At 62.8% G+C, this 18,057-nt stretch carries 15 protein-coding genes; 6 read left to right on the top strand and 9 right to left on the bottom strand.

The window, feature by feature from the left end; genetic code table 11:
* Positions 1–8 precede the first annotated feature (8 nt).
* Entirely contained in the window at positions 9–1,751 is a 1,743-nt protein-coding gene (locus F6X62_RS03705; RefSeq protein WP_153772720.1) for an autotransporter assembly complex family protein, read from the top strand.
* A complete protein-coding gene (locus tag F6X62_RS03700; RefSeq protein WP_153772719.1) occupies positions 1,751–5,422 on the top strand; it encodes a translocation/assembly module TamB domain-containing protein in 3,672 nt (1,223 codons plus the stop codon). Before F6X62_RS03705 ends, F6X62_RS03700 begins: the two co-directional genes overlap by 1 nt.
* Here the strand turns inward: F6X62_RS03700 and F6X62_RS03695 are convergent.
* The 4 genes from F6X62_RS03695 to F6X62_RS03680 form a co-directional block, all read right to left on the bottom strand.
* Positions 5,404–5,976 (bottom strand): DUF2589 domain-containing protein, encoded by a 573-nt coding sequence (locus F6X62_RS03695; protein WP_151924919.1) that lies wholly within the window; start codon positions 5,974–5,976, stop codon positions 5,404–5,406. The genes F6X62_RS03700 and F6X62_RS03695 overlap by 19 nt on opposite strands.
* 115 nt (positions 5,977–6,091) lie before the next feature.
* Positions 6,092–6,733 carry a DUF2589 domain-containing protein gene (locus tag F6X62_RS03690; protein ID WP_153772718.1) on the bottom strand — a complete coding sequence of 214 codons (642 nt, stop codon included), beginning with the start codon at positions 6,731–6,733 and terminating at the stop codon, positions 6,092–6,094.
* Between the two features lie 43 nt (positions 6,734–6,776).
* Positions 6,777–7,157: a Mor transcription activator family protein gene (locus tag F6X62_RS03685; RefSeq protein WP_054891525.1), complete on the bottom strand. Its 381-nt coding sequence runs from the start codon at positions 7,155–7,157 to the stop codon at positions 6,777–6,779.
* Positions 7,158–7,388: 231 nt separating this feature from the next.
* Complete coding sequence (locus F6X62_RS03680) at positions 7,389–7,850, bottom strand: hypothetical protein (protein ID WP_153772717.1); 462 nt, start codon at positions 7,848–7,850, stop codon at positions 7,389–7,391.
* Between the two features lie 150 nt (positions 7,851–8,000).
* Between F6X62_RS03680 and F6X62_RS03675 the strand changes: the two genes are divergently transcribed.
* A complete protein-coding gene (locus tag F6X62_RS03675; RefSeq protein WP_054891523.1) occupies positions 8,001–8,189 on the top strand; it encodes a hypothetical protein in 189 nt (62 codons plus the stop codon).
* A 35-nt stretch (positions 8,190–8,224) separates the two neighbouring features.
* On the opposite strand, the gene F6X62_RS03670 is transcribed toward F6X62_RS03675, so the two are convergent.
* Entirely contained in the window at positions 8,225–8,599 is a 375-nt protein-coding gene (locus F6X62_RS03670; protein WP_063545229.1) for a hypothetical protein, read from the bottom strand.
* A 198-nt stretch (positions 8,600–8,797) separates the two neighbouring features.
* Between F6X62_RS03670 and F6X62_RS03665 the strand changes: the two genes are divergently transcribed.
* A complete protein-coding gene (locus tag F6X62_RS03665; protein WP_153772716.1) occupies positions 8,798–11,113 on the top strand; it encodes an acylase in 2,316 nt (771 codons plus the stop codon).
* A 49-nt stretch (positions 11,114–11,162) separates the two neighbouring features.
* Here F6X62_RS03665 and F6X62_RS03660 read toward each other — a convergent pair whose 3' ends face one another.
* Positions 11,163–11,885: a UDP-2,3-diacylglucosamine diphosphatase gene (locus tag F6X62_RS03660; RefSeq protein WP_054891520.1), complete on the bottom strand. Its 723-nt coding sequence runs from the start codon at positions 11,883–11,885 to the stop codon at positions 11,163–11,165.
* Positions 11,882–12,382, bottom strand: a complete 501-nt coding sequence (locus F6X62_RS03655) for a peptidylprolyl isomerase (RefSeq protein ID WP_063545226.1) — start codon at positions 12,380–12,382, stop codon at positions 11,882–11,884. Before F6X62_RS03655 ends, F6X62_RS03660 begins: the two co-directional genes overlap by 4 nt.
* A gap of 246 nt (positions 12,383–12,628) precedes the next feature.
* Between F6X62_RS03655 and F6X62_RS03650 the strand changes: the two genes are divergently transcribed.
* Positions 12,629–14,329 carry a glutamine--tRNA ligase/YqeY domain fusion protein gene (locus F6X62_RS03650; RefSeq protein WP_054891518.1) on the top strand — a complete coding sequence of 567 codons (1,701 nt, stop codon included), beginning with the start codon at positions 12,629–12,631 and terminating at the stop codon, positions 14,327–14,329.
* A 9-nt stretch (positions 14,330–14,338) separates the two neighbouring features.
* Positions 14,339–15,721 carry a cysteine--tRNA ligase gene (cysS, locus tag F6X62_RS03645; protein ID WP_153772715.1) on the top strand — a complete coding sequence of 461 codons (1,383 nt, stop codon included), beginning with the start codon at positions 14,339–14,341 and terminating at the stop codon, positions 15,719–15,721.
* Between the two features lie 219 nt (positions 15,722–15,940).
* On the opposite strand, the gene F6X62_RS03640 is transcribed toward cysS, so the two are convergent.
* Together F6X62_RS03640 and F6X62_RS03635 are read right to left on the bottom strand one after the other, a co-directional pair.
* Entirely contained in the window at positions 15,941–17,320 is a 1,380-nt protein-coding gene (locus F6X62_RS03640; RefSeq protein ID WP_054891516.1) for a HAMP domain-containing sensor histidine kinase, read from the bottom strand.
* The gene (locus tag F6X62_RS03635) at positions 17,298–17,978 is read right to left on the bottom strand and encodes a response regulator transcription factor (protein ID WP_054891589.1); all 681 of its coding nucleotides are present in this window, start codon (positions 17,976–17,978) and stop codon (positions 17,298–17,300) included. The genes F6X62_RS03640 and F6X62_RS03635 overlap by 23 nt, the downstream gene beginning before the upstream one ends.
* Positions 17,979–18,057 lie beyond the last annotated feature (79 nt).

Below are 18,057 nucleotides of genomic sequence, written 5' to 3'. Positions count from 1 at the left end.
TGCCCCGCATGACGTATTCAGGAAGACTTGGTTGGGGCGTGCTGTTGCTCGCCGCCAGCTGCACAGCATGGGGCCAGAGCGAACTGTTGGTACGGGTCAAACCGTCCAACAAGACGTTGCAGGCCAATATCGAAGGCTACATCGGCAGCCTGGGTGATCGCGACGAGGAGGCCTTGCTGCGGTTCAGCCGCGGGGCTGAGGAGCAGGCGCGCAAGGCGGCCCAGGCGCTGGGCTACTACCAGGCGCAGATCGATACCGAGGTCAAAGCGCCGAGCAAGGCCGATCAACCCGTACAACTGATCATTCGGGTCGACCCGGGCGAGCCGGTGCGCCTGCGCAATGTGACCGTGCGCATCGAAGGCCCGGCGAGCGAGATGAAGGCCTTTCGCATTCCGGACAGCAAGGCATTGCGCCCAGGCGAGCAGCTCAATCATGGCGTCTACGAGGACGCCAAGCGGCTGATCCAGAACCAGGCTTCGCGCTATGGCTTCTTCGACGGGCGCTTTTCCCGTCAGCGCCTTGCGGTAGACCCGCAAGCAGGCGTTGCGGATATCGAACTGGTGTACCAGAGTGGCCCGCGTTATCGCCTGGGCAAGGTGACCTTCGGCGGCGACGCACCGCTGGACGACGACCTGCTGCAACGCATGGTCGGCTTCAAGCCGGGAACACCCTACGATTCCGAACTGGTGGCCGAACTCAATAACGACCTGCAGTCCAGTGGCTATTTCGAAGGAGTACGTGTCGATGCGGCGCCGACGGCGGCGGTCGATGACGTGGTGCCGGTGGACGTGCGCCTGGATACCCGTAAACCGCGAACGCTTGGGCTGGGCCTGGGGTTTTCGACCGACGTGGGGCCACGGGGCAAGGCCAACTGGACACGGCACTGGGTCAATCCCCAGGGCCACAGTTATGGCTGGGAGACCGAGCTCTCGGCGCCCCGGCAGAACGTCGGCCTGTGGTATGACATCCCGCTGGACCCTCCACTGACCGACAAGCTGCGCTTTGCCGGTGGTTACCAGAACGAAGAGATCGCCGGCACCGACACCCTCAGCAAGCTGCTGACTGTCGGCCCCGAATGGCACAGCAAACTGCCCAGCGGCTGGCAGCGGGTGATCTCGCTGAAGTACCAGCGCGAGGAATACCGCCTGGGCGACGACTCCGGGCTGAGCAACCTGCTGATGCCTGGGGTGAGCTTTTCCTATTTGCGCAGTGACAACCGCATCGACCCGCACAATGGCTATCGCCTGCAGTTCGACCTGCAGGCGGCCAAGGAAGGGCTGGGCTCCGACACCAACCTGGTGCATGGCAATGTCCTGCTCAAGGGCCTCACCACCCTGGGGCAGAACCATCGCTTCCTCGGGCGCGTGCAGTTCGGTGGCAGCGCTACCAACGGCTACCAGCAGAACGTCCCGCCCTCACTACGCTTCTTCGCCGGTGGCGACCAGAGCGTAAGGGGCTATGACTACCAGACGCTGTCGCCGAAGAACAACAAGGGCGACCGTATCGGTGGCCGCTACCTGGTGGCCGGCAGTGCCGAGTACCAATATTCGGTCACGGAGAAATGGCGCGTGGCGACCTTCATCGACCAGGGCAATTCGTTCAATTCGCTGGAACTGCCCAGCCTCAAGACCGGGGTCGGCATCGGCGTGCGCTGGGTCTCGCCAGTCGGGCCGCTGCGTCTGGACCTGGCGCGCGCGCTGGACGACGACGGTGGTATCCGGCTGCATTTCTCCATGGGGCCTGAACTGTGATGCGCCTGCTCAAACCTGTGTTGTCGATCGTATTGGGCTTGCTGGTGCTGGTGGGACTTTGCGCAACTTTGGTACTGGGAACGCAAGCGGGCAGCCGCTGGGCCCTGAGCCGGGTGCCGGGGCTTGAGGTCGAAGACTTCCAAGGCCATCTGGGAGGCCAATGGCAGGCCGCCCGTGTGGTCTGGGCCCAGGATGGCAGCCGGGTCGAGCTGCAGGCACCGCAACTGCAATGGTCACCATCGTGCCTGTTGCGCGCCACGCTGTGCGTGCAGCGGTTGCAAGCCGAGCGCATCGACATGGCGTTCGCTGCGAGTGAGTCGCAGCCAGAAACTGGGCCGTTGCAACTGCCCGAACTGCGTTTGCCGATCGCAATCGAGCTGGGTGAGGTCAAGATCGGTCAGTTACGCCTGGATGGCAGTGACCTGCTCGGCGACCTGCAACTGGCCGCCCACTGGACCACCGAGGGCCTCCGTATCGACGCCCTGCAATTGCAGCGTGACGACCTGCACCTGAGCCTGCAGGGCAATCTGCAGCCCCAGGGGGATTGGCCGCTTCAGGCCGATGCCACCCTACAACTGCCGGCAGTGGATGGGCAGGCCTGGCAATTGGTGCTCAATGCCAAGGGCGACCTGCAGAAGACCTTGGCCCTCGAGGGCACCAGCACGGGTTATCTCGAGGCGAAGCTCAAGGGTGAGCTGCAAGCGCTGGCCGATCACCTGCCCGCGACATTGCAGATCCGCGCCGAGACGTTCCGGCCCTCTGCCTCGTTACCCGACCCACTGCAACTGAATCAGCTCAACCTTCAGGCCAAGGGTGACTTGCTCAAGGGATACCTGCTCAAGGGTACGGCCAGCCTTCCGGCCGAGCAGGGGCCAGTGGCCCTGGCCCTGAATGGCAAGGTCGATGCCAAGGGAGCCCGGCTCGAGACACTGGACCTCAGCGCCAGTGAGACCCAGCGCCTCACGTTGCAGGCCAGTGCCGACTGGCAGCAAGGGCTGACGGCCGATGCCCGGATCGACTGGCTCGATTTTCCCTGGCTGCGTCTGTACCCGATGGACGAAGCACCGCAAGTCACGCTCAAACGCTTCAACGCCCAGGTGCACTATCGCGACGGTACCTACACCGGTGATTTCAAAGGAGACCTCGATGGCCCGGCCGGTGCGTTCAGCCTGGCCAGCCCGTTCGATGGCGACCTGACCCAGGTGCGCCTGCCACAGTTGGTACTCGTGGCCGGGCAGGGCAGCGCATCGGGTGCCGTGGCGCTGGGCTTTGCTGACGCGATTACCTGGGATGTCGATCTGCAACTGTCGGCGCTCGACCCCGCCTATTGGCTGGCGGAGCTGCCGGGCACCCTGGCAGGGCCGCTGCGCAGCAAGGGTGAATTGAAGAACGAGCGTCTGCAGCTCGATGCCCAACTTGACCTCAAAGGGCGCCTGCGTGGTCAGCCGGCGGTGCTCAAGGCGGATGCCAAGGGTGCAGGTGAGGCCTGGACGCTCGGTGCGCTGGCGATCCAGTTGGGTGACAACCGGATCAATGGCAGTGGCAGCCTTCAGCAGCGCCTTGCCGGTCGCCTCGATCTCGACTTGCCGCGCCTTGGCCAGCTCTGGCCGCGCTTGCAGGGGCAGGTCAAAGGTCGCCTCGATCTGGCTGGCACGCTAGCTGCGCCGCAGGGTGCCTTTAGTCTTCAGGGGCAACAGCTGGCCCAGGCCGACAACCGCATACAGCGCCTGGATCTCGACGCACGCCTGGACAGCGCCCAGCGTGGACTGATCACCCTCAAGGCCGGCAATATCCGCCTGGGCGAAACGGCCTTGGGCAATCTTGATGCCACGGGCAAAGGTGATATCCGTCAGCAGGCGCTGACAGTGGCGCTGAATGGCCCCCAGCTCAAGCTCGACCTTGCATTGGACGGCACGCTCGGCAAGGGTGATTGGCGTGGCCGCCTGGCCAGCGGGCGCATCCAGGCGGGCGGTCAGGACTGGCAATTGCAAGCCCCCGCCCGCCTGCAGCGCCTGGCCAACGGCCAGCTCGACTTCGGTGCACATTGCTGGCGCTCCGGCGCTGCCAGCCTGTGTGGCGAGGATCAGCGCCTGGCGCCGGATCCACGTTTGCGCTACCACCTCAAGCAGTTCCCCATCGACAGTCTGGCCCAGTGGCTGCCGAAGGATTTCGCCTGGCAAGGCATGCTCAATGCCGACATCAACCTGGATATGCCGGCCAGCGGCCCCAAAGGCACGGTGCGCATCGATGCCAGCGGCGGCACGCTGCGGGTCCGCGATAACGGGCGCTGGATCGACTTCCCCTACCAGACGCTCCGCCTGGACAGTACCTTGGCACCGCGGCGGGTAGACACGTCGCTGGCGTTTCGTGGCGACCGGTTGGGAGAGTTGAACCTGTCGACACGCATCGATCCCCTGGGCCGGGACAAACCGCTTTCCGGTGAATTTCGCCTTTCCGGGCTGGACCTGTCGATCGCCCGGCCTTTCGTGCCGATGGTCGAGCGCCTGGCCGGGCAGCTCAACGGCGACGGGCGTTTGTCGGGTACCTTGCTGACGCCCCGGGTCAACGGCAACCTGACGCTTAGCGGCGGGCATGTCAGTGGCGCCGAGTTGCCGGTCAGCCTGGAAGACTTGTCGTTGCGAGCGCTCGTCGCCGGGGAGCAGATCCGGATCAGCGGTGACTGGCGAAGTGGCGAGGCCGGTCGCGGGCAATTGGCCGGCGAGCTGGCTTGGGGGCAGGCGTTGGCTGTCGACTTGCGTTTGCAAGGCCAGCAGCTTCCAGTGAACGTCGAGCCCTATGCCGCGCTGGAGGTCGCGCCGGATCTCAATATCCGCCTGTCCGGCGACAAGCTGGCGGTGACGGGCAAAGTTCAGGTACCCAAGGGCAAGATCACCGTGCGCGAGCTGCCGCCTTCGACGGTGAAGGTCTCCGACGACACGGTGATTGTCGGCCACCAAACCGAAGAGGGTACGCCGCCGATGGCGGTCGCGATGGACATCGATGTCGAAGTCGGTCGTGACAAGTTGTCCTTCAGCGGCTTTGGCCTGACCGCCAATCTGCTGGGTCATGTGCACATAGGTGACAACCTGGACACGCGTGGTGAGTTGAGCCTGGCTGACGGTCGTTATCGAGCCTACGGCCAGCGCCTGACCATCCGTCGTGCGCGGCTGTTGTTCGCAGGCCCCCTCGACCAGCCATACCTGGATATCGAAGCGATCCGCAAGGTCGATGACGTGATTGCGGGTATTCGCCTGAGCGGCAGTGCCGAGCAGCCGACTACCCAAGTGTTCTCGGAGCCGGCCATGAGCCAGGAGCAGGCGTTGTCGTATCTCGTGTTGGGACGTCCCCTGGGCAATTCTGGCGAGGATAACAACATGCTGGCTGAAGCGGCCTTGGGCCTGGGCCTTGCCGGTAGCGCCGGGATTACCGGGAGCCTGGCCTCGAGCCTGGGAATCGATGATTTTCAGCTCGACACCGAAGGTTCGGGCAACAAGACCAACGTGGTGGCCAGCGGCAACCTGACCGAACGCCTCAGCCTGCGTTATGGGGTCGGTGTGTTCGAGCCAGCCAACACCATTGCCTTGCGCTACAAACTGAGCAAGAAGGTCTATCTGGAGGCCGCCAGCGGGCTGGCGAGCTCGCTGGACATCTTCTACAAACGCGACTTCTGATCTGATCGGCGGACAGTGGCGGCTTCGATGAACTCGTTGCCGTCTGCGCCTGGCTCCGGGGCGGGCATGGGCGGTGTGCGCACAGGCATGATCAGGTTGGTGTACTCCTCGATCAGCCGGTTGATCGCTTCGGGCGGCTCGCAGGCCTGGAACTGCATGCGGATCTGTACTTCGTCGGGGTCGCGTCCTTCGCCACGGCGCGTTTGGGCGCCGACGGTGACCTTGAAGTGCGAGCACGAGGTGGTGTCGTTGGCCTGCTGCAGCAAATCCTGTCGGGCCTGAGCGTTCTTCACGTGAACCGACAGGTCGACCTGCATGCGCTCCAGGGCCAGGCCCTTGGTGGACACCAGGGCAATCAGCGGGATGCGCAAGGTGTGCGTGTCGTCCATCGCCACTTCTACCATCTTGGCGCGCATCGGCATGCCGGGCTGCTCGGCGTCCACGTCGAAGAACTGATCGAAGAGTCTCAGGTATTGCTGGGCAATCAGGGTATTGGTTGCCGCGGCGGCTTCCTGGAGCCCGCGTGTGATGTCGCGCAGGTCGGTGGATGTCATGGGCGTTGGTTGAGCGTGTTCGCAGGGCTGATCCAATCAACGGTCTCCGGTGCGGATGCCGCAGGTGCCCGGGTGGAGACCTGCGGCAGGTGGGCGCGAGCTAGGCTATAGCGCATCAAGGTGTTGCTGTGGATTTTTCGGCGGCGGGCAGGGTGTCCTCATTCGAGATGCTGTCGCTGCTGCGCAGCTGTTCACTGGCGAGCACGGTAGGTTTGGTTGCGGCATCAGTGAGGAAATCCATCACGCGCATGAGGGCTTCCGGTGGTTGCTGACGGCGCACGGTAGTGTTGAAGGCGTAGCGCGCGCGGGTATCGGTCTTGCGGGTCTGTTCCGACTTGTGGCTTACACTGCCTTTCACATTCAGCTTGAAAGGTCCCCAGCCGAGCGAGGCCTCCATGCTGCCTTCCGCCTCCTTGGAGGATCGGTCCTCGGCCATCTGGTTGATGGTCATCTCGAACTCGATCTTGCCTTCGTCGATGGCAATGTTCGGGTGGGTGATGGCCGCCAGCAGTGGCACCTTCATGCTCTTGGCGACGATACCTTTGTATTCGCCATCCTCACCGACGATGGTCTCGTCGTAGTCGAACTGGATGGCGACTGCCTTGCCGTCCTGGATGCAGACATTCATGAGGAAGTCGGCGTACGACTTGCTCGCGGTGACCTGCGCCTGGACCATGGCCTGCAAGGGGCCGGCAATCATTCGGTCCATGGGTAGAGAGTTGATGACGGAACCGATCAGGCTGTTGTCAATGGACATGGGTGATACTCCTTCGGGGGCGGTGAAAGCTCAGGCCCGGTTTTCAGTGGGGGTGGTTGTCCTGGCGCCGGATGTTGCCGATCTGACGCAGGCTCAGTCCGTACTTGTCCGCGAGCAGGCTGCGCGACAGCCCGCTGGCACTTTCTTTCTGGATTTGCAGGTTGCGCAACTGGCGCTGGAAGTGGTCGGCCTTGGGAATCTCCAGGGCAATGCCGGCATAGCGCTTGATCAGTGCGTCCAGCGCGTCGGCTGGCAGAAGATCGGCCAGCCGTGTGCGGTCACGGTGTTTGGGGATGTACTTGGGGCGGCCGCCGTAGGCGCAGGTCAGCCGGTACGCATTTTCAAGGCCGATGCACTCGATCAGCGATTGCAGTGAATGAGGTAGCTGGGCGACATCGATTGCAGTCAGATCTGGCAGTTCCATATTCGATTTCCCTGTGTCTTAGAGGCCAGCACGATGGGTGCCCAGGGATTCTCAGTCACCTCTCCCGATCATTCCTAGGCGCCAAGTGGCCCATGCTCTGTAGTTCCTGTAGAGCGTTTGTTGCAGGCAGACGAGAGCTCTTGCGTAGGAAGTTGAACCGTGATTTTGCAGCAGGTCTTGTTCTTTATCGGTCGACTTCTTAGGTGTGTTCCAAGGGTGTCGGTACCCATTTCAATCGCAGGGGTAGGCTTTGCGCAGGCTTGCCAAGCCTAGGTAGCTTTGAGGGCTGGACACCGCTGCGGCGGGCAATGCGCGCCAGTCCACGTCCACGCACAGTGCTTCGAGCGCTTGGCTACCGCGATAGCCGATGACTTGCGGGCTGAATACCCGGCGGTAGCGCGCGTGGGTAATGGAGAAGGGTTCTACATGCTGCGCCTGTGCCAGGGTCAATCTGACCATGGCCGGCAGTTTCGAGGGGGGAGGGACGAAGCGCAACTGGCCTGGCTGGGCCTGTAACAAGCCGTTGCCACGAACCTGTTGCCACAACTGCTGCCATTGGTTGCTGCCGCTGGAGGCTTCGAGGCGGGTGCCGAGCTCGAGCAGTTGTTCGCGGGGCAGGGTGCTGGTATCGATGGCGTGGGCGCAGGTGAGCGGGAGAAACAGCAAGGTGCAAAGCACGAGGGGTTTTGGCATGGTCGCTCCGGGGCACGAGTCGGGCGTCCATGTTTTCAATCTTGAGCGGCGAAGCTCAGCAGGAAATGCATCGCGTGTGGATCTGGCCATGTATCATGTGGCCGGCTCGTGACGAGCTTCTTTTGTCCCTGATGCTCCAAGGAATTGCCGATGACACACATGCAGCGCTTCAAATATTCGATCCTCATCATCGTGGTGATGATGGGTGTGATGTTCGGCCTGAGCTACCTGCAGAAACAGGGCACGATCAGCGAGCAGACCTTCCAGTACCTGGCCATCGGTATCGCCGTGGTCGTCGTGGTGATCAACGGCATCCTGCGGCGCAAGGTCAAGTCCTGACGCAGGCCAGCCGGCCATCCTGGCCGGCCGGGGAATCAGCGCAGGGCGTTCTGCTCCAGTACGGCGCGGGCTGCGGGCTGAAGGCTGTAGCACTTGTCATCGCCCAGGCTGATGACGCCCTCGGTGCAGAGTCGCTTGAGCACTTCGCGCACGCTCAGGAATGACAGCGGGATGTCCAGTTGCTCCAGCTGCGCATGCACGCCGCGTACGCCGATGCTACGGCCACTGCGATCGGCCGAATGCAGCGCATCGATGACTTTCAGGCGAATCAGGCTGGTGCGCAGACCGTAGGCGCGCAACAGTTCGCGGATCTGTTCGTTGCCGATCCGTTCCTGCGCGCCAGTGCTGTCTTGCGGCGATGTGCGCTCAGCGGTGCGCTGGTGCTGCGCCTGCAGTTGCGGGTTGTACATGTGAATGCTCCTTTTCGTGGACTGTCCCGAAATCATGAGTGCCTAACTATTAGGACGAATGAGCGCGGGAAAACTGCAGTTCTGACTGAAAAAAAACTGCCACGTCCTTTTCAAGACGTTCCCGCGTAGCGCAATACGTAAAATTTTCATCCGGCCGCTCGTCTGATCGGGATGACCTCTCATACCCCAGGAGTGCCCGTGATCCCACTATCGCGACCCTTATCCTGCCTTGGCCTGGCCATCGTGCTTGCCACCGTTGCTGCCGGCGCGCAGGCGCTGGAAGCCGCCGGCGATGCTTCGGCGCAGATTCGCCGTACCAGCTTCGGTGTGCCGCACATCCTGGCCAGCAATGAGCGTGGCCTGGGCTATGGCATCGGCTACGCCTATGCCCAGGACAACCTGTGCCTGCTGGCTGACGAAGTGCTCACGGTCAATGGTGAGCGGTCGAAATATTTGGGTGCCGAAGGCAAGACGGTCGAGCAGCGCGACAACCTCGACAGCGATCTGTTCTTTACCTGGCTGAACGACAATGCGGCAGTCAACGGATTCCTCCAGGCGCAGTCGGCACCCATTCGCGATCGCCTGGAGGGCTACGCTGCCGGCTACAACCGAGCGCTTGCCGAACGCAAGGCCCAGGGGCTGCCGGTGGAGTGCGGGGCGGGCGACTGGGTCCGGCCAGTCACCAGCCTGGACCTGGTGAAGCTGACCCGCCGACTGCTGGCTGAAGGGGGCATCGGCCAGTTCGCCGAAGCGGTGGTCGCAGCGACGCCACCGGGGCTGGCCATGCACAGGCCAAAGGCCGACTACAGCGTGGCCCTGGCACGCCAGCAGGCGTTCGCCAGCGAGCGTGGCAGCAACGCCGTGGCCGTCGGTGCGCAGCGCTCGGCCAATGGGCGTGGTTTGTTGCTCGCCAACCCGCACTTCCCCTGGATTGGCGGTCTGCGGTTCTATCAGATGCAGTTGACCATTCCCGGGCAACTGGATGTGATGGGGGCGGCGCTGCCGGGGTTGCCAGTGATCAACATCGGTTTCAACCGTGATCTGGCCTGGACCCATACCGTCGACACCTCCAAGCACTTCACCCTGTACCGTCTGCAGCTCGACCCGAAGGATCCCACCCGTTACCTGCTGGATGGCCAGTCGCTGCCGCTCCAACAGCAGGCAATCACTGTTGCGGTGAAGGGGGCAGACGGAACGCTCAGCCAGGTGCAGCGCCAGATCCACGTCTCCAGGTTCGGCCCTGTGGTGCAGTGGCCGGGGCGTCTGGACTGGGATGGCAAATATGCCTACAGCCTGCGCGATGCCAATCTCGACAACACGCGAGTGCTTGAGCAGTGGTACGGGATCAATCGCGCCAAGGACATCGATGCTGTCAAGACCTCGGTGGCCAAGCTTCAGGGCATTCCTTGGGTCAACACCCTGGCGGTGGATGCCGGTGGCCGCGCGCTGTACCTGAATCAGTCGGTGGTGCCGTATGTCGACAAGGCCATGCTTGCCCAGTGCAGCGATCCATCGCTGGTCGGGCCGTTGGTCGTACTGGACGGTTCGCGCAGCGCCTGCCAGTGGAAGGTCGACCCCGACGCTGCGCAACCTGGAATCTTCCCCGCGCGCCTGCAGCCAAGCCTTGAGCGTGCGGACTTCGTGCAGAACTCCAATGACTCGGCCTGGCAGGTCAACCCGGCCCAGCCGCTGACAGGCTTCTCGCCGCTGATCAGCCGTGAAGACCAACCCTTGGGGATGCGTACCCGCTTTGCCTTGCAGCGCCTGCAAGGTCGCGCCAAGCTCGGCGTAGCTGAGCTGCAGCACATGGTGCTGGACGACGAGGTGTATCTGGCCAGCCAACTGCTGCCAGAGCTGCTGGACTGGTGCAAAGGCACCGAACGCGATCTGCAGGCTGTTTGCGCCAGCCTCGAGGCCTGGAACGGCAAGGCCGGCACCGACAGCGGCATGGGGCTTGTGCATTTTGCCAACATCATGGAAGCGCTGGGCGACCAGCCGCAAATCTGGCGTGTGGCGTTCGATCCGGCAGATCCGCAGCACACGCCGCGTGGTCTTGCAGTAGAGCAAGCAGCAGTACGCGCGCTGCTGCGTGAGGCGGCGCTGGCTTCTTTGGCGCAGGTGCAGGAAGGCGGCATGGCGCAAGAACAGCAGTGGGGGCAGGTACAGCAAGCGCTGGACGGCACGCCGGTGCCGGGTGGCCCGCAGGAGTTGGGGGTCTACAACGCCATGGTCAGTGTGCCCAATGGGGCAGGGAAGCGTCTGGTAGTCAGCGGTACCAGCTACCTGCAGTTGGTCAGCTTCACCGAGCAGGGGCCTCAGGCCAAGGGGTTGCTGGCGTTTTCACTGTCCAGCGAGTCGGCCTCGGTACACGCATTTGACCAGACGCGTGCCTTTGCGGTCGGACAATTGGCGCCCATTCCGTTTACCGAAGCGCAGATCACCTCCGATCCTCAGTATCGCCAGTATGTGGTGAGCGAGCGGGATAAGCAGCCACTGGTCAGCGCGGGGAAATAGTCGAAATCAGTGGCCCTGTGGTGGCACGAGCCACCTCAGGGCCTGCGCGTCAGGAAAATTCGAACGGCGCCAGGTGCATGCCCTGGTCGTCCACCTGCAGCGCCCAGCCTCGGCGATCCCAGTCCCCCAGTACGATGCGCCGAGCCGGCTGGCCCTCGACCACCAGCTTGTGCAGGGCAGGGCGGTGAGTATGGCCATGGATCAGCGTGCGCACACTGTGCTCGCTCATCACCTTGGGCACTTCGTCGGGGGTGACATCGACGATTTCAGTGTTCTTCATCCGCACCTGCGCCTGGCTTTCACTGCGCAGCTTGCGCGCCAGTTTCTGGCGCGTGGATCGCGGCAAGTGACGCAGAATCCAGAGGCTCAGCGGGTTGCGCAGGTAGCGGCGCAGCTTCATGTAGGCCACGTCGCGGGTGCACAGGGTGTCGCCATGCATCAGCAGTACCGGCTCGCCACCCAGCTCAACCACGCTAGGGTCGGTCAGCAGGGTGCAGCCAGCGGCCTTGCAGAAGTCCTGGCCGATGAGAAAGTCGCGGTTGCCGTGCATCAGGTAGATCGCCGTGCCGCTGTCGGACAGCGTGCGCAACGCCTGGCAGATCGATTGCTGGAACGGCGTCATGGCATCGTCGCCGATCCAGGCATCGAAGAAGTCGCCAAGAATGTACAGCGCCTTGGCGTGTCGCGCCCGCCCATCGAGCAGATCAAGAAACGCCCGGGTAATGTCCGGGCGTTCTTCTTGCAGGTGCAGATCGGAGATCAGCAGGATCACTCAATGATCTCGGCTTTCTCGATGATCACGTCGTCCTTCGGCACGTCCTGGTGGCCAGCCTTGGAACCGGTGGCGACTTTCTCGATGGCATCGACCACTTCACGGCCTTCGGTCACTTCGCCGAATACCGCGTAGCCCCAGCCCTGCACGTTCTTGCCGCTGTGGTTGAGGAAGTCGTTGTCGGAAGCGTTGATGAAGAACTGCGCCGAGGCGGAGTGCGGCTCCATGGTGCGGGCCATGGCGATGCTGTACTTGGTGTTCTTCAGGCCGTTGTCGGCTTCGTTCTGGATGCTGGCGCGGGTTTTCTTCTGGTTCATGCCAGGCTCGAAGCCGCCGCCCTGGATCATGAAGCCCTTGATCACACGGTGGAACACGGTGCCGTCGAAGTGGCCGTCCTTGACGTATTGAACGAAGTTCTCGACGGTTTGCGGGGCTTTTTCGGCGTTCAGTTGCAGAACGATGTCGCCGTGGTTGGTGCTCAGTTTGACTTTGGACATGCTGAAATTCGCTCTTTCAAGGCATTCGGAAATAGGGTGCACAGGTCGCGTACTGTACCTGACGCAGGATCTGGCGGCGGCGACACAAGGCGCGCGGCGGCCATTTTGCCAGCTGGCGACAAAACGCTGCGAGAAATCGCGCCAGTTTGTCGGTGCCCGGCTGTCAGCAGCTTGACTGCTTCGGCTATGATAGGCCCTTTGATTCAATCGGCCTACCCGGACCGGACATCTGCATTCAAGGATCCTATGAGCAAGCCCACCGACAACGCGACCAACGCCGCTGCCAAAGGCGCCCCCGCCGTCCCTGCGAACTTCCTGCGACCGATCGTCCAGGCTGACCTGGACTCGGGCAAGCACAGCAGTATCGTCACCCGCTTCCCGCCGGAACCGAACGGTTATCTGCACATCGGCCACGCCAAGTCGATCTGCGTCAACTTCGGTCTGGCCCAGGAGTTCGGTGGCGCCTGCCACTTGCGTTTCGACGACACCAACCCGGCCAAGGAGGACCAGGAGTACATCGACGCCATCCAGCGTGATGTCAAGTGGCTGGGCTTCGAGTGGACCGGTCCGGTGCGCTTTGCTTCCGATTATTTCGACCAGTTGCACGACTGGGCGGTCGAGCTGATCAAGCGCGGCAAGGCCTACGTCTGCGACCTGACCCCCGAGCAGGCCAAGGAGTATCGCGGCACCCTGACCCAGCCCGGCAAGAACAGCCCGTTCCGCGAGCGCAGCGTCGAGGAGAACCTCGACCTGTTCGCCCGCATGAAGGCTGGCGAGTTCAAGGACGGTGAGCGTGTGCTGCGTGCCAAGATCGACATGGCTTCGCCCAACATGAACCTGCGCGACCCCATTCTTTACCGCATCCGCCATGCCCACCACCACCAGACCGGTGACAAGTGGTGCATCTACCCCAACTACGACTTCACCCACGGCCAGTCGGACGCCATCGAGGGCATTACCCACTCGATCTGCACCCTGGAGTTCGAGGGCCATCGTCCACTGTACGACTGGTTCCTCGACAACCTGCCGGTCCCGGCGCATCCGCGCCAGTACGAGTTCAGCCGCCTGAACCTGAACTACACCATCACCTCCAAGCGCAAGCTCAAGCAGTTGGTGGACGAGCAGCACGTCGAGGGCTGGGACGATCCGCGCATGTCCACGCTCTCGGGCTACCGCCGTCGTGGCTACACCCCGGCCTCGATCCGCAACTTCTGCGACATGGTCGGCACCAACCGCTCCGATGGCGTGGTCGACATGTCGATGCTCGAGTTCAGCATTCGGGACGACCTCGACCGCACCGCGCCGCGCGCCATGTGCGTACTGCGTCCGCTGAAGGTGGTGATCACCAACTACCCTGAAGGCCAGGTCGAGCAGCTCGAACTGCCGCGCCACCCGAAGGAAGACATGGGCGTGCGCGTCCTGCCGTTCGCCCGTGAGCTGTACATCGACCGCGATGACTTCATGGAAGAGCCGCCCAAGGGATACAAGCGCCTGGAGCCAGCCGGTGAAGTGCGCCTGCGCGGCAGCTATGTAATTCGTGCCGACGAGGCGATCAAGGATGCCGAGGGCAATATCGTCGAGCTGCGCTGCTCGTACGATCCGGACACGCTGGGCAAGAACCCCGAGGGTCGCAAGGTCAAGGGCGTGATCCACTGGGTGCCGGCCGCCGCCAGCATCGAGTGCGAGGTGCGCCTGTACGACCGCCTGTTCCGCTCGCCCAATCCGGAGAAAACCGATGAGGGCGGCAGCTTCCTTGAAAATATCAATCCGCAATCGCTGCAGGTGCTGACGGGTTGTCGTGCCGAACCTTCGCTGGGCCAGGCCCAGCCAGAAGATCGCTTCCAGTTCGAGCGTGAAGGCTACTTCTGCGCCGACCTGAAAGACAGCCAGCCGGGTCGCCCGGTGTTCAACCGCACCGTGACCCTGCGCGATTCGTGGGGCAGCTAAGGAATCCTCGTGCTTAACATCTACAACACCCTGAGCAAGACCAAGGAAGTCTTCAAACCCCTGGATGGCAACAACGTGCGCATGTACGTCTGCGGCATGACCGTGTACGACTACTGCCACCTGGGCCATGGTCGCAGCATGGTGGCGTTCGACCTGATCACCCGTTGGCTGCGCAAGAGTGGCTACGCGCTCACGTACGTGCGCAACATCACCGACATCGACGACAAGATCATCAACCGCGCCAACGAAAACGGCGAGCGCTTCGATGAGCTGACTGCGCGCATGATCGATGCCATGCATGAGGATGAGCGTCGTCTCAACATCCTCAAGCCGGACCTGGAACCGCGCGCCACCGATCACATCCCCGGCATGCACGCGATGATCCAGACCCTGATCGACAAGGGCTATGCCTACGCGCCGGGCAATGGCGACGTGTACTACCGCGTCGGCAAGTTCGTCGGCTACGGCAAGCTGTCGCGACGCAAGATCGAAGACCTGCGTATCGGCGCGCGGATCGAGGTCGACGAGGCCAAGCAGGATCCGCTGGACTTCGTCCTGTGGAAGGGCGCCAAGCCGGGCGAGCCGAGCTGGGATTCGCCCTGGGGCCCAGGTCGTCCGGGCTGGCACATCGAGTGCTCGGTGATGTCCACCTGCTGCCTGGGCGAGAGCTTCGACATCCACGGTGGTGGCAGCGACCTCGAGTTCCCGCACCACGAGAACGAGATCGCCCAGAGCGAGGCAGCCACCGGCAAGCCTTATGCGGCGGCCTGGATGCACTGCGGCATGATCCGTATCAATGGCGAGAAGATGTCGAAGTCGCTGAACAACTTCTTCACCATTCGCGACGTGCTCGAGAAGTACCACCCGGAGGTGGTGCGTTATCTGCTGGTGGCCAGCCACTACCGCAGCGCCATCAATTACTCCGAAGACAGCTTGCGCGATGCCAAGGGCGCCCTGGAGCGTTTCTATCACGCACTGCGTGGCCTGCCGCGCGTCGCCGCCAAGGGTGGCGAGGCGTTCGTCGAACGGTTCAGCGTGGCGATGAACGACGACTTCGGCACCCCTGAAGCCTGCGCCGTGCTGTTCGACCTGGTCCGCGAGATCAACCGCCTGCGCGACAGCGACGCTGACGCAGCGGCAGGCCTTGCCGGTCGCCTGCGTGAGCTGGGTGATGTGCTGGGTGTGCTGCAGCTTGATGCCGACGACTTTTTGCGTGCCGGTGCTGAAGGCAAGGTCGATGCTGCCGAGGTCGAAGCCTTGATCCAGGCGCGCTTGCAGGCGCGTACGGACAAGAACTGGGCAGAGTCCGATCGCATTCGCGATCAACTGGCTGCCATGGGCGTGGTGCTTGAAGACAGCAAAGGCACCACCACCTGGCGTCTGGCTGACTGATACGACTCGAGGGCTGCCCAGCAGCCCTATTGCGGGACAAGTCGGGGTGCCGAACCGACTAGGCTCTGTCTGAAAAGCCTTGATACTCGGTGATGCTGCGTTGAAAACAGCCTCGGAATGCTCATTTACAAGCCGTAAACTCCGCTTCCTCGGCTGTTTTCGCCTTGCCTGACCTTCGTCTCAAGACTTTTCAGACAGAGCCTAGTCCCGTGATGCTTTTCAGGCCGTCGAGCAGTGCAGCACCAGCTTCGCTCCACCCAGCTCGCTACTGCCCACTTCCAGTCTGAACCCATGCAGGTCGACGATCGCTGCGACGATCGACAAGCCTAGCCCGAACCCTGGGTGACGATGTCCTTCCTCGCTGCGATAGAAGCGCTTGAGCACCGCAGCACGCTCCTGTTCAGGAATCCCCGGTCCGCTGTCCTCGATGGCGATATGCACGCCATCGTCGTCGTGCAGTGCCTGGATCCGTACCTGCCCACCCTCCGGGGTGAACTTGATGCCGTTGCCGACCAGGTTGGCCAAAGCCTCGAATAGCAGTTCGCGGTCGCCGTGCAGCGCGGGCAGCTGCGCAGGCTGCTCCAGTTGCAGGCGAATGCTGCCATCCTCTGCGAGCGGCAGGTAGAAGTCGTGCAACTCCACCAGCAAATTGTGCGGATCAAGCTCGACAAATCCTGCGCGGCGTTGGCGGTCTTCCAGCTCGCTGATGCGCAGCAGGCCGCGGAAACGTGCCATCAGGGTGTCGGTCTCGCTAATGGCTTGATCCAGCGCTTCGGCTTCCGGCGAGTTCGCTCCGCTCTGCTGGCGAATGCGGTAGAGCTGGGCGCGCAGGCGGGTCAGCGGTGTACGCAGGTCGTGGGCAATGTTGTCGCAGACACCCTTGACCTCGTGCATCAGCCGTTCGATGCGGTCGAGCATGGCGTTGACGATCGCGGCCAGCATGTCCAGCTCGTCTCGTCGTGCCGACAGCGGCAAGCGGTGGGTGAGATCGCCGGCAACGATCAGCTCGGCGCTCGCCTGTACGGCGCGGATACGCTTGAGCGGGCGCCTGCGTAGCAGGTACCAGCCGGCGAAACCGGGAATCAGCGTCAGCGAAATGCCCCAGAGCAGCGCGTGCAGAATGATTCGGGTCACCACGAACAGCGAGCCGTTGTCGCGCACCAGCACCAGCCAGCGCCCATCGGGGATGCGGATCGCCACCGCATCACAGCTGTCGCGCGGCAGGTGCGGATCGTCGGCATCCAGGCAACGCTTGAGTTCGTGAACCTTGCCGTCAAGGCCCAATTCCGACGGAATCGAGCGGATACGACCGCCGATAGGGTTGAGTTGCGGGTCGAACAGGCCGTAGGCGTCGAAGCTGCGTTCCTCGAAGGCTTGGCTGGCGATCAACGCATCATCCAGCTGCTTGCCGGTCATGTGCGCGAAGAGGTGCTGACGTTGCAGCATGGAGTGGCGGGTCAGCTTGTTGAGGTAGCTGGTGACCTCGAAGTACAGCACCCCCATGAGGATGCTGCTCCAGGCCACGAACAGGAAGCTGTACAGCGCCAGCAGGCGGCTGGTCGAGGAGCTCCAGCCCTTAGATGGGTTCAGCAATGGCATAACCGGAGCCCCGTACGGTTCGGATCAGCGGTGTCTGGCCGGGTGGGTCGATCTTCTTGCGCAGACGACCGATGTGGACGTCGATCAGGTTGGTGCCGGGATCGAAGTGATAACCCCACACTTCCTCGAAGATCATCATGCGAGTGATGACCTGCCCGGAGTGACGCATCAGGTATTCGAGCAGTTTGTATTCGGTTGGCAGCAGGTTCAGGCTGCTCTCGCCGCGTCGGGCCTCATGGCTGATCAAGTCCAGCTCCAGGTCGGCGACCTGGAGGCGGGTCTGGGTCATGGGCACGCTGTTGCGCCGCAGCAGCACCTCGACGCGGGCCGCCATCTCGTCGGAGGCGAAAGGCTTGGTGAGGTAGTCGTCGCCGCCTGCACGCAGACCGCGCACGCGCTCGTCGACATCCGACAGGGCACTGATCATCAGGATGGGCGTGGCGATCTTCAGACTGCGCAGGGTGGTGACGATGGTCAGGCCGTCGACTTCCGGGAGCATCCGGTCCACGGTGATCAGGTCGTAGCCGCCGGCAATGGCCTTGGCCAGGCCTTCGCGGCCATTGTCTGCCCAGTCGACCTCCAGCCCGTGGCTGGAAAGTTCGGCGACGATTTCCTGGGCGGTGACGGCGTCGTCTTCGATAGTCAGTACGCGGGGCATGCTAATACCTGGGCGGCGATTGGATGGCTGATTGTGCCAAAGAATAGACAAACGGCGATTTAAGAAAAATTCATCTATC

This window comes from Pseudomonas sp. MNR3A (assembly GCF_009650575.1).
GTDB lineage: Bacteria > Pseudomonadota > Gammaproteobacteria > Pseudomonadales > Pseudomonadaceae > Aquipseudomonas > Aquipseudomonas machongensis.
This window is presented reverse-complemented; position numbering and strand designations above follow the sequence as displayed.